Raw genomic sequence first — 13368 nt, forward strand, 5'->3', positions numbered from 1 at the left:
TGTTTTTTCAACATAAATAACTGATGACCAAACTTGTATCAAATTCCACCTTTAAGCATGACAATCTACTTCTAAAAACCCTCCATCCACCATTTTAAGTGTCATTCATACGACTTTGTGATACCTCCAAATCGGAGGCATTATTTATTTTCAACTGATAAACTACTATGCACATTTTCAAAAACTACTTATTGCTACGGAATACACTGCTAATGGTGTTTCTGGTGATAGCATCACTACCGGCTTGGGCCTCCGACCTTGTAAACGTAATGCCTGTAACGGACAAGATCCTGATGGTCTACCTAGAAGACGGACATATAGACTATTATGGCTCCGGACAGGGTATCAGTAACAACGTCACCTATTACAGCCCAACGGTGATCAGTGAGGCGACCAAGCTTTCCAACTACTTGCTGAGCAGTCCTGACGATAGTAATTACTCAACTGCTAAAAGTCCTATCAACCTCGGCAGAAAGTCAAAAGGAATTGAGTACAACGATGAATGGCAAACTGTTCCTTACATCTTTGGGCACTGGATCTATATTGAGTTACCTAATGCCATGCAGCAAGGGAAATCATACACGATTGCACTCAATAACATTGTTGAAAACAAAGATGAGTACACGTTTTTATATGACGTCAACAAGCTTCGTTCAGAGACTGTCCATGTCAATATGGTCGGGTTCCCAACTTCAGGTCCCAAGTATGCTTATCTTTCTCAATGGATGGGAGATTTCAATGCAGGCGTACATCAGGACGGTGGTCTAAACCTCGACAGCCATGCCGGTAATCAGTTCAGACTAATCAATTATGCCACCGGTGCAACTGCCTACACCGGTACGATTGCCTTACGTAAAGCCAAGTCTTTTGTCGAATCAGGCAATGCAGACTTTTCCCCTACCTACAACTATTCCAATGCTGACGTATGGCAGTGTGATTTCAGTTCCTTCTCTACTCCAGGCGAATACGTGGTGGCAGTGGATGGAATCGGCTGTTCCTTCCCATTTGTGATTGGCGGTGATGCCACTAAAGAGCCTTTCTATTATGCCATGAAAGGATTGTTCTGGCAAAGACAGGGAGTAGCCAAAGAGAATATCGACGGTAGCCTTATACCAAGAGACCACCACCCAGATGACATTACCTGGAAATGGGACAACAGCTGGCTGCCCAAGGACAATCATGGTGACACCAACTACAATTCGTCCAATGCCGTAGTCATTAACGGTATCTATGGCTATTACCACGATGCAGGAGACTGGGACGGCTACGTATCGCATGCCCGTGTACCGATGGCATTGCTGCTACTTTATGATCTTGCTCCTAGCAGCTTTTATGATGGAGAAATCGGGAACCGTTACAAGTTGACTGATACGGGTGCCTGGATTGATGAAGGCAGTAATGGACTTCCTGACTTGTTGGACGAAGCTGTTTGGCTGATCAACTATTACAAAAGAGCCCGTAATACTTTGAAGAACAATTATGGCGGAACAGGCGGTGTGCCTGGCTATGTGGGTCGTGATGGTGTGCCGAACAACAATATCACAGCTTGGCAGGATACACGGGAATGGCGCCTGTCGGGTGAAGATGCGATTGCGACATTTACCTATGCAGGACTGGCAGCCTGGTATGCGACCTGTCTCAATGAATTTCACCAGCTGACAGGAACAGGTAACCACCCAGATTACAGCTCGTGGATTACAGAGGCAGAACAGGCATTTGCCTGGGGCGAAGCTAACCGACAAAACACTAACCTAAGTAGCAATGCCAATGATGAATACAGGGCAAGAGGGTTTGCGGGTGCTGCCTTATACAGAGCTACAGGCAATACGACCTATCAGACCGCTTTTCAGGATTTCTTTAACTGGGAGCCTTACGATGACGGAGAGTGGGCCAACCAAAACTACATTGATGTAGCCATGTCGGTCTTTGCTATGATTCCTTCCGGACATCCGGGCTTAAATACAACTTTACTCAGTGACTGTCAGGCGAAGGTGATCAGCAAAGCTGATACACACAAGGTCACGAACAATCAGGATAATGCTTTCCGAATGGGAATTGAGAAGAATCAGTTTATTCAGCTAGGTGGCATGACCACACCACGCCTGACTTTAGTTCCTGTTGCCCACTTGCTGACGGGAGACCAAAAGTATGTGGATGTCATCCATAATTCCCTGAACTATGCTTTGGGAGGTAACCAGATGAATATGACATACCTTTCAGGCCTTGGAGAGCGGTCTGACAGATGGATTTTCAGCCCGAACGGCTGGTTGACCGGAGACAAGAACAGCATGGTCTATCCGAATGAACCTTTTGTCGGCTATACTTCCTATTACACTGCTACCAGTTACTGGTTTACCCAATCTGCACATTCAGAATACTTCTCCCGTCAAGCGAGCTATCCTTATGCACTGAATAACCCAAACAAGTGGCCCGGTGGTGAGCAGAAGTTTTTCAATATGTACAGCATACAAGGGGGAGAGTTCACTGTGCATCAGCAAAACAACTATATGATCTATGCGACCGGTTACCGAAAAGTATTGGACAACCCAACTGGAAATGCTTTTCGCATCTCAGCCAAGCCGACTACTTCCCTGAATTTATCCGACGGTCAAACTGTTGATCAATTCAATGTATCACTAAGCTGTACAACTTCTGGCAATACACGGTCGGTCAGGTACTATTATGACTGGCACTTTATCGGAGAAAGCTTTGATGCAAGCAACAACTTCCAACTGGATTGGGAACCTACCGTGCCACCACAAACCACTATACTCATTACTGCTGTAGCCGTGGATGAGCATGGTAGAATTGGTGAGCCTTCGGCCAATGGAGACAAATCAGTCACAATTGGCGGTACATTTATCAATACAACTGGTGTTTCTGTCTCTCCAACGAATACCAACCTTACGCTGGGAAGACGTCTTCAGCTTGACGCCACTGTAACTCCGTCAAATGCCTCCATCAAAGACGTAAGCTGGTCCAGCCTGAACCCTAGCATTGCAACAGTAGACGACTATGGCAAAGTAACTGCAGTAGGAATCGGGACAGCTACCATCAGGGTTACAACCGATAACGGAGGCCATACAGCTGATGCAACCATTACGGTAACAGACCTTGACTGTTCTACAGGTCTAAATAATGCCAGCTTTGAATCAGGGTTAACAGGTTGGACCACCAACTCAGGTACTCCAACCATCTCCACGGATGCGGTTGACGGCACACAATCTGCACAGCTTTCCGGTGGTGGCAGCGGGGTGGAACAGCAAATAACCCAAAGCATACCTGAAGGTACCAGTGTACTGCTAAAATTCAATGCCAAAGTAAATGCTACAGCTGGCTGGACAGGAGTGGGCATTGATTTCAAGGATGCCTCAGGTACCACAATCACCTCATACAATATTCAGATTACAGCTACCAGCTGGCAACAGTTTTTGATTTCGGAAACAGCCCCAGCCAATACCGAAAAAGTCAATATTTGGTTCTATGCTCAAAGTGATGTATTGAACGTGGATGCCTTCTGTCTGGATATTGAAGATACCACTCCAACAGGAGGTCCTAACCCTTCTGTCAATATCACTTCTCCAACTAGTGGACAAACATTCTTACTTGGAGAAACCATTTCAATTCAAGCTGTTGCCTCAGATAGTGATGGCAGCATTGCTCAGGTAACCTTTTGGAGAGTTGTTGGAGGACAATGGAATTGGTTAAAAAATGACACTTCTGCTCCGTACAATTATAGTGCTTCCAACTTTCCGTTAGGCACTTGTAAAATTGTAGCAAGAGCAACTGACAATGACGGGAATGTCTCTACAGATTCGGAAGTCACTATCACGGTATCAGAACTGACAACTGACTATACGCAGGACAGTGGCACTGCAGGCATTGTCTCTATGGAAGCGGAAGGATTTTCGGAAAAGCTGAACGGAACAGGCTCATTTTCTTCTATGTTATGGAGTGAGAATACCGATACCAATGCCAGTGGTGGAGCTTATATGGTGGTGCCTAGTGCAGGCAATACCAACTCGGCAGGTACACAAAACGGCCCAGTACTAAACTTTGATATTGAATTTGTGAAGACAGGTACTCATTACGTTTGGGTAAGGCAAAAATCCCCTTCAGATTCCGACAATTCCATTATTCCTGCCTTTGATGGTACTTCTCTAGCTGATTGGAATATGCCTGTATCATCTAGCAGTTGGGTCTGGTCAAAAGCAAGTGCTACCTTTAATGTCAGTACAACGGGCGCGCATACTTTTAGCATATACATGCGTGAAGACGCCACTCCTATAGACAAGATTGTACTTACAACAAGTAGCTCGTACACCCCATCAGGAACAGGTCCGACCACTTCCAGTAATGCGAGAGTGACAGCTGCTCTAGACAATTTTGACGAGACAGCCAATGACTATGAATTGACTATTTATCCAAATCCAGCAACAAATAGCATTAAGCTGTTAAGAGGTAATAGTGAACCAATCGATGTATCCATTATAGATCTGACAGGAAAAGTGGTTTTCAAACAGGAACAGGTTAAGCTTAAAGTAGATGTAAACCTACCATCTGGGATTTATATCCTAAAAGCTCAAAACAGTGCAGTGGAATACAACAAAAAACTGATTATCAAGTAAGTCAATCGTTAGTAATTGATCTCAGCCTTGCGGATTCATTTCCGCAAGGCTTTTTTCATATACACATAAGCTTCTGATTTAGTTGAACTATTTAAAATAAGTGGAATGTTGTCTATTTAAGGTTATTAATAGTGTGTTTTTTCCTTCCATAGTCAAGCGCCTTTCCTCATGGCACATACTTCTATTGACTATTTAAACACTTCCACCAATGAGCCATTTACTACATATTTTAATTGTGTGTTTTTGTTTGGGCATATCAGACCTATCAGCCCAGTCAGTTACATTCGCTCTCTATCGAGCAGATACTGATACCGAAATAGGAGACCTCAATGACGGGGATGTGATTCAGCAAGCTGATTTTCCAGCGGGTACATTTAGTGTGCGTGCTATCGTGCCTCCAGAAGCAAGAAGTGTCCGGTTTGAATATGACGGTAAATTCTCTACCATAGAAAACAGGCAACCTTATGCCTTGTTTGGAGATAACAATGGGGACTTCAAAGGAGGAACGTTGACTATTGGCACCCATACCTTAAGAGCCGCTGCTTACAATGGGGAGCAGGGAAGTGGCGATGTGGTAGCCCGATCGGACATTCAGTTTGAGGTAACTGGGGAAGAGGAATTAAAGCTCTATCTGGTACAAACTACCACTGGTGATACGGTCAAACAATTACAGGATGGAGATGAAATATTTCTACCATCTGAAGTGAATGCTTACAATATTCTTGCAGAAGAAGGACCGGATATAAAGAGTGTCTATTTTGTGTTCAATGATGAATCGCGTACCGAAAACGAAGAGCCTTATGCTGTATTTGGAGATGTGAGGGGCGTACTAAACAGTCGCCCTTTGATATCTGGCGAAAATAGGATTCGAGCGATAGGATATAGCGAAACCAATGGAAATGGCAATATAGTAGCCGCTACTGAAATTACATTTGAGATGATTGGTGGTGTAAGTCCTCCTGAACCGGGAACAGGCATACCAATTCGGCTAACTTATGTCAAAAGTGGAGGATCAACTGAATTGACCGATGGAGAAGTATTTACTTCTTCTTCACCAGATGGAGTCCCTCCTTTTTTCTACCTGGAAGGCATTCCTCCAGAAGGTACTGAAAGTATGGAGCTTACTGTCAATGGACAGACCCGAACTGAAAATGTAGCTCCCTATTCGTTTTATGGAGACGCTAATGGAGACTTCAAATCCGTACAGTTTGAATCCGGAAAGACATATACGTTTACAGCAAAAGCCTATAGTGAAGACAACCTGCAAGGAACATTATTGGAAGAAAGTACCGTAACGATTACTTACGAGCTACAAATAACTGTAGGAATTAAGGCTAACATTATATACACCCCTGAAAACCGTACAGTCTGGGAATTTGGAGGTCTAGCTATTAAATCTGGCCCGACATCTATCAATTTCTCACAAAATGAATATGGGGAGAACCAATTTAATATTACCATTACTCCAGATAAACCAGTAGGTAGTATGCTGATATGTGTGTATCGGAGAGCATCTAGTAAAGAACCTGCAAAGCTTGAAACAGAATTGATTCTCAATGACCCACCCTATGCTATTTATGGGGAGACTGATGGTGTGCTGAATGGGGAAGAACTAAAACCTGGTATATATGAAATAGTGGTAACAGTGTTTTCTGAGCCTGATGCACAAGGAGAAGAGCTTCTTCTGACACGTGATGGAAATCTTTTTTTCTTTAATGTATTTGAGTTTGAAACAACTCCAGTACTGTTGCTCAGAAATGCTGAAACAGACGAAGTAGTCGAAAAACTAACTGATGGGGAAACAGTGGATGTCAACCAACTTGGTGGATCACAGTACTATTTTGAGTTGCAGACAGGGGATCCTATTGTTCCTCTATCATCAGGGCATATTATTTCCTTTGAATCCTCACCTTTAGGGCCGCAGACACCTATTTCATTAGAAGATGGGGAAGGAAGACCGCTTCCATTCCCATTGCAGGACGGAGCGTATTTTCTTATTTATGATTACTATACAGATGTTGATCTCTCCTATAGAGTGAACTTTACGATTGAAAATGCTCCTACTTACCCTTCTCTTCCGGGTGAGAATTTTCTTATGATTTCTTCCGATTACCTGCCATCGCCACTAAAAGGACAATCACTACCGGATGGAGTGAGAGTCTACCAGTCACAATATACTTTTTCATTAGACTCTATATTATTAAGGACAGAGCTAAATGATAATAGTGATCTCCTGACAGACTTCGGTGGCATAGATGACTTCTTCCTGACGGCTCCTCCCTATGATTTCTTTGAAGGGAATACGCGTATGAGGTTTCCTGATGGTTATTACGTCAGGCTTCCCAATGAACCAATCCGGTTAATATCCTACAAGGTGGAAGACGGAAGAAGAGTACTCTCTGGGTATACCGAGTTCAATTATATTTTTGAAGCGTCGGAAGGTTTTAATACCACTAATTACTTCGACACTGAACAGCAGAAAATCATTGGGTCATTTGAGTATTCACCAAGTGATATGGACTACGACACTTATCCAAAGCAAACCATTCTAATAAATGACTCTCCTTATTTTAACGAAGAAAGTATGCGCTTTCTAATCAATGGAGAAGTTGTTCGTACAGACAATACACCTCCTTATACCCTCACGGAAGAAGATGAAACAGGCAATGTATTACCTTTTATTCCCCCCTCTTCTCCCTTCGAACTAATGGTTGAGCTCTACGAAGAAGATGATGCCTCAGGTGTACTGCTGCAGCGATATGTTAGAAGTATAACCGTACTCAATAACAACTTACCACTGCAAGGAGTCACCACTTCTGAAAATGAGAGTATTCTACTGAAACCAAACCCTTCAACTGGATCAGTCACTGTCGTAACCCCTGCAGAGAAGGGACAACTGACCATTTATAGTATGGAAGGCACAAAATTAAAGCAACTGGATGGAGGAGAACACCTGCTAACACTACCAAAAGGTTTGTACTTACTCAAGTATATCAGTAACCAACAGATCATGACTGAAAAGTTGATTATCCGCTAATTTGAATACAAAAAAGCAGTGAATTGTTAGAGATTAAAAGGCTTGCTTTCAATACAAGAAGAATCGTTTTGTAAGGGTTAGGTTATATACCATAAATTTCTTTTGATATGCTTACCAACCGTAGTCTTCGCCAGAGACATTTAGTTGCTTGGCTTACGAAACATATTGTATGGTTACTCATATTTAATGGAATCATCGCTGCGCTGTATGCATACGATCTTCTTGCTATTTCGATTCCTTGGCTTCCTGTTTCTGTCATTGGTACTGCGGTGGCATTCTTTGTGGGGTTCAAGAATAATCAGGCTTATGACAGGTTATGGGAAGCTCGCAAAATATGGAGTGGCATCAAGAATAACAGTCGTACATGGGGAATGATGGTTATGGGTTTTGTTTGTCCTTTTGATAGTGAAAGTCACAAGCATATCTCTGAGGTAAGAAAGCAATTGATCTACAGGCATATTGCTTGGATATATGCCCATCGAAAACAGCTTCTAGAACCTATGGCTTGGGAACGAGCTAGTTCTAAAAGTTATGAAGGCAGAAGGGCTAAAAAGTTTGATAGGAAGTTTGGCTTAGGAACGGTAAAAGATGTTTCCATTGATGACCTGACCCAATTTATAAGTGCAGAAGAGCTCCAACAAATGAAAGGATATAAAAATATGACTACTCAGTTGATCAATGAACAATCTCTGGAACTTACTAAACTGAAAGACCAAGGCTATTTTGACGATTTCCGACATATGGAACTGGTAAAGCTCTTACAACTATTTTATACCCTGCAAGGACAAAACGAGCGAATCAAAAAGTTTCCATTACCAAGAGGCTACTCTTATATGAGCAATTTAATCGTAGTGCTATTTACTTTCTTAATTCCTTTTAGCCTAATACCAGAACTGATGAAACTAGGGCATTGGGCTTTATGGTTAAGCATACCTATCTCAACTTTGGTTGGATTAGTTTTTATCATCATGGAAGACTTGGGAGATTATAACGAAAGCCCTTTTATGGGTACACCAAATTCCACACCTATGCTTTCATTATGCAGAACTATTGAAAATGACTTAAGAGAAATGCTGGGAGAGAAAGATTTACCTCCTTCAATAAACGATGTTGGTGGTGTTTTGATGTAAGTCCTCTGCCATTATAAATAACTGCAAGACTAAAAAAGGGAGTATTTAACAAGTAAAATACCTCCCTCATTAAATCCATCTATACAAAGTCTAACTGACTAAAACCTTTTCCAATAACCCGTTTTGCATCCACATGCATCCAATTGTTAAGAATGGAGGCATATACTTCTCGGAAATCAATCTTATGCCTGACATCTCCACTATCTAAATCCATCAGGTCTGGCATGGCATTGTATAGCCCCTGCTGCTTAAGTTTTCCTCCCATCAGAAACAGGTTGTTTGCCTTTCCGTGGTCTGTACCCCGACTCCCATTTTCCTTCACCCGTCTACCAAACTCAGAGAAGGTCATTACCAAAGTATCATTCCAACAATTAGCCGCCTTCAAGTCTTCTGTAAAAACCTTGATCGCATCACTATATATCTTTAACAGACGCTCCTGCCTGCCTTGCTGATTATTATGGGTGTCAAAACCTGATAAGCTTACATAATAAACCGGTGATTCAACTCCTGAAATAATCATCTCTGCTACTTCGCGTAACTGATTACCAAACTGATTGTCTGGATAACTTTTCTTCGACTTGTAAATCTTATTTTTCTCAAAAAGATAGGCTGCACTACTTTTTACATCTGCCTGTGTCTTATAGAGATAAGCTGCCATTGGATTTTCTCCTTCATAAGCATGCGCATTATTAATTCTTTTGGATGATTTATAAAACTGTTGCACATCTACCAATGGAATGCCTTTCTTGGATTTCCCTTTCATCGCCATACTCAGCACATTGCCCATTTCCACTGCTGTTACAGGGGCAGCATCAGGACATTCACGATCCAGATATCGCCCCAACCAACCTGTCGTCAGATATTCATCGGATTCACTTGCCGTATGCCAAATATCCATACTCCGAAAATGAGATCGGTTAGGGTTTGGATAGCCTACACTGTTTAGGATACAAAGATCCCCTTGATCATATAATGCTCCGAGTCCCTTCATTACAGGGTTGAGCGCAACCTCATCGGTTAGTTTTAGTAACTTATCTCGATGCTGTAGAAGGTTAGGTCGATTTTGAATCAAGATATCATTTCTAAAGGGTATAACGGTATTAAGACCATCATTACCACCAGACAATTGAATCACAACCAACCTGTTGCCTACGGTATTGCTGTTTGGACTCGCTTTCAAAAAAGATGGCAGCAATAAACTTCCTGAAGCCACAATAGCGGACTGCTTCAGAAACTGTCTTCTTGAGTTTTTCTGTTCTCCTAACATAGTTGGAATTCCGGTTTGGATGTGAAGTCAATGACCTGATCAATAAAGTCCCCTGTTGAGGTAATACCCTTAACTTCAGTCTGAAGTAAATAATCAGCCAGCTCTACAGGCTTCAATCTGCTAAAGCTTTTTTGCATGGAGGCTTTATCCCAGATGGTTTCCAGTTTCCTGAGCGGACCTTTCAACTTAAACTTGTCATTGTCATCAAAGGAGTCATCCTGCTGCTGGATAAGAGCTGCCTTAAATACAAGTTGAGGTAGGTTCATCCTGAACATCAGTGTAGCACTGTCTACCCAATCCTGACCATCGCACCAGCCTGCTACATTAGGCGGGTTAAACAGAACCTGTCCCAAGGTCCTTTGCAGAAACAGTAAACTCTGATCATGGGTGATCGTTACATGAAGCTGACGCTGCATACTGGCTATCAACTCAATGGGTGATTTGATTCTTCTACCTATATTGCTGTCATGATAAAACTCACGGGATGTGAAGAGTACTTCAAGCCCTGCAAGGATATTATAGTCAGTCCTGTAAAGCTCATCAGCAATCTGCTTTTCCAACTTTTTATCGCCCTCATAATTCATAAAATAACTCACCCACTTCTGACTGATATAACTTGCCGTTTGCTTGTTCTTCAGCAGGAGATCAATCACATCATCTCCATCCAGATTGCCCGATTTTCCCAAAACTGTTTTCACACCTTGGTCATGCTGTTTTTCTCTAATAATAAACGTCCCTTTTTTGTCAAAGCTCCATCCTGTAAAAGCTCTAGCAGCCTCAGAGATATCGTTCTCTGTATACCCCTGATCCCTTCCAAGGGTAAAAAGCTCCATCACTTCCCTAGCAAAGTTCTCATTGGGAGATGACTTCTTGTTTTGCTGATTATTCAGGTATTGCAACATAGCCGGACTCTTGGATACAGCCCGAAGTAACTCTCCAAAATTTCCCAATGCATTTTCCCTGATTGCGTCAAGATATCCTTGTAAAAAATTTGGGTTTTGAGAACGACAAGCAAAGTGATCATGCCAAAAGAAAGCCATCTTCTCTCGAAGCTGAGCATCCGAGGACGCCATTTCCTTTAGCCACTTGATATTAAGTTCCTTTACCTCTTCCCTACCTGCTTTGGCCATTTCCTGACGGCTCTTAGCAGACATTTGTTTTAGTTCTCCCGGACTAGCAAAATCGGATTCTACCTTTACAGGAACAGTTTTTTTGCTTAGGGCAACCTGTTCCTCAAATAGGCTTTGTGGCGTTTTTCCTAGTGATTCCGCTACCTTTTCAAGAGGCTCTCCAAAGCCTGCTCTCAAGAAAAAGTGTTGTATTTGTTTTTGATTGAGTTTCATAGTGGTTCTTAGACTAATTCTCCCATGAAAGGTTTAATCAAAAAATCCGATTTTTTTATAAACTCCTGAATTAATGATTAAAGAAATCTCCTTCGACTTCGCTCAGGAACCTTGCATTGTTAGCTGAGCGGAGCCGAAGCCGATAAAACGAGTTTATCTTCTAATTAGGAGATCTATAAATGAAGAAAAAATAGGTTACACGCTAAGCAAAGGTTCGTTATGAAGCGATTCAAATTCTTCTTTCCTTCCTTGGGATAAAAAATACACCTTCTATTTTATTTTCAATGCTTTTTCCTTCGCATTTTCTGAATAGGTTACTACATTTTTTGCTTCCAATAGGTTTATGTTTGTATCGGTAAGATTGATATTTTTTGAGTCCTCTCCTTTTATTTCAATAAGGTTTTCAATCTTGCCAACCGGTTTCAAATGCTTGATATTTAATTTTTGTGTATTCTTTAAAACTATGGCAGCTCCTGCTTCCGGCTTGATATCCAAGTTCAGTTGCTCAAAACTGCTTTCCCGTACATCATCCATTACAATTGCCGGACGATTGTCGTGATTACGCAATGACATGGTTACATTCTTCATTTTCAAACCTTTTACGTGCCTGATATACATACCATAAGACGGTAAAGCTCCAAAGAAATGTTGTTCCGGATAACGGGCTTCATCTTCCGGGATTTCTCTATTTTTCGCATCCTCTAAGTCTCCAAAACCTGTGTATGAAAAATGGATATTTTCCATGGTTACATTTTCGATATAATGGTTCGGTAATCCCGTAAACATAATGCCTTCTGTAGGCGGGTCCATTCGCCCTGTCAGCCTTCCTTCGATATTTTTGAACGTTATGTTTCTGATTTTTCCCACCGGGCGACCTTCAGGTTTAACATCCGATTTAAATACTTGCCTGATGGATGCGGAGTAATCACGCCCTCTATTTCCTAACCTCAAAAAGATCGGTCCACCACAGTTGTACATCTTGATATTGGACATTTCCACATTTTCTATCACTGCTCCATCCACTGCCAAAAGCTTAATGGCACCGCGTCTGCTATCAAAAAATTGACAATCCGTTACTTTTATATTCCTGAAACCAGACTTGGAAGCCGTTCCAAATTTTACTGAAGCCCAATAACTGCTGATCGTACAGTTTAATATATTGAAATTCTCACAAATTTTATCCACACTGCTTTTTAGACAAATCGCATCATCTAACACTTGAATATTGCAGTCTGTGATCCACACATTGGAACAACCATCATAGTTCATTCCATCATTGTTTCTATTTTCCTTGCTGTAAATGGCAGACTTGTTAAAATAAATCGTGTCACACTCCCTGAAATACACGCACCAAGAGCCTGAATTTTTGATGGTTACATTATCAAAACGAATATTCCTGCACTCTTCAATTCTGAATAATTTTGGTCTTTGGGGGCTATGCTTAAACATATATCCTTTTCCATTTATTTCAGAACGGGGGTGTCCAGTAATCGTAATATTTTCCTGCCCGTTTGCATAAAAAAGACTCTTTGAAAAGTGTGGTTCTTCAGTAGCGACTGGCAATTCAGCATAATCTTCCAATGAAGAACTGCCGAACAACTCTACGAATTCATCCAACTTCAGGTGTATATTGCTTTTCAAAAATAATGTTCCCGTCACGTAGGTACCTTTAGGGAAAAAAACAGTCCCTCCACCTGCCTCTGCTGCTGCATCAATCGCAGATTGTATCGCTTTGGTGCTAACTACCTTATGAGATTTTTTGGCTCCATAGTCAAGAATATTATATACCCTATCTGATGCATTTGCTACTGAAACAAGTAACAAGCCAACTATCATGGCTATACATTTAATCAATAATTTCATCGTATAACTGTTTTAGTATTTAAAATTTCTTTCTGCCGTAGGCAACCGATCCCTTAGCTTTATTTTCTTAAAAAAATAGGATAACCATCTGACTACGGTT

The 13368-nt window shown here is 41.7% G+C and carries 6 protein-coding genes; 3 read left to right on the plus strand and 3 right to left on the minus strand.

The annotated features are described in order from the left end of the window. Window positions 1-167: 167 nt before the first annotated feature. The 3 genes from V6R21_RS00645 to V6R21_RS00655 all read left to right on the plus strand — a co-directional run bounded on the left by V6R21_RS00645 (window position 168) and on the right by V6R21_RS00655 (window position 8795). Window positions 168-4628: an Ig-like domain-containing protein gene (locus V6R21_RS00645; RefSeq protein WP_334239937.1), complete on the plus strand. Its 4461-nt coding sequence runs from the start codon at window positions 168-170 to the stop codon at window positions 4626-4628. Window positions 4629-4836: 208 nt separating this feature from the next. Then, window positions 4837-7665 (plus strand): T9SS type A sorting domain-containing protein, encoded by a 2829-nt coding sequence (locus V6R21_RS00650; RefSeq protein WP_334239938.1) that lies wholly within the window; start codon window positions 4837-4839, stop codon window positions 7663-7665. A gap of 107 nt (window positions 7666-7772) precedes the next feature. Then, window positions 7773-8795: a bestrophin family protein gene (locus V6R21_RS00655; RefSeq protein WP_334239940.1), complete on the plus strand. Its 1023-nt coding sequence runs from the start codon at window positions 7773-7775 to the stop codon at window positions 8793-8795. Between the two features lie 79 nt (window positions 8796-8874). On the opposite strand, the gene V6R21_RS00660 is transcribed toward V6R21_RS00655, so the two are convergent. The 3 genes from V6R21_RS00660 to V6R21_RS00670 all read right to left on the minus strand — a co-directional run bounded on the left by V6R21_RS00660 (window position 8875) and on the right by V6R21_RS00670 (window position 13268). Then, entirely contained in the window at window positions 8875-10062 is a 1188-nt protein-coding gene (locus V6R21_RS00660; RefSeq protein WP_334239942.1) for a DUF1501 domain-containing protein, read from the minus strand. Continuing rightward, a complete protein-coding gene (locus V6R21_RS00665; protein WP_334239944.1) occupies window positions 10056-11405 on the minus strand; it encodes a DUF1800 domain-containing protein in 1350 nt (449 codons plus the stop codon). The genes V6R21_RS00660 and V6R21_RS00665 overlap by 7 nt, the downstream gene beginning before the upstream one ends. 270 nt (window positions 11406-11675) lie before the next feature. Continuing rightward, window positions 11676-13268, minus strand: a complete 1593-nt coding sequence (locus V6R21_RS00670; protein ID WP_334239946.1) for a glycoside hydrolase family 28 protein — start codon at window positions 13266-13268, stop codon at window positions 11676-11678. Window positions 13269-13368: the final 100 nt, after the last annotated feature.

Source organism: Limibacter armeniacum (assembly GCF_036880985.1).
Taxonomy (GTDB): domain Bacteria; phylum Bacteroidota; class Bacteroidia; order Cytophagales; family Flammeovirgaceae; genus Limibacter; species Limibacter armeniacum.

Excerpts from the sequence above, each read along its gene's own strand:
- V6R21_RS00655 (WP_334239940.1), top strand. The coding sequence starts at position 7,773 with ATGCTTACCAACCGTAGTCTTCGCCAGAGACATTTAGTTGCTTGGCTT.
- V6R21_RS00645 (WP_334239937.1), top strand. The coding sequence starts at position 168 with ATGCACATTTTCAAAAACTACTTATTGCTACGGAATACACTGCTAATG.
- V6R21_RS00670 (WP_334239946.1), bottom strand. The coding sequence starts at position 13,268 with ATGAAATTATTGATTAAATGTATAGCCATGATAGTTGGCTTGTTACTT.
- V6R21_RS00665 (WP_334239944.1), bottom strand. The coding sequence starts at position 11,405 with ATGAAACTCAATCAAAAACAAATACAACACTTTTTCTTGAGAGCAGGC.
- V6R21_RS00660 (WP_334239942.1), bottom strand. The coding sequence starts at position 10,062 with ATGTTAGGAGAACAGAAAAACTCAAGAAGACAGTTTCTGAAGCAGTCC.
- V6R21_RS00650 (WP_334239938.1), top strand. The coding sequence starts at position 4,837 with ATGAGCCATTTACTACATATTTTAATTGTGTGTTTTTGTTTGGGCATA.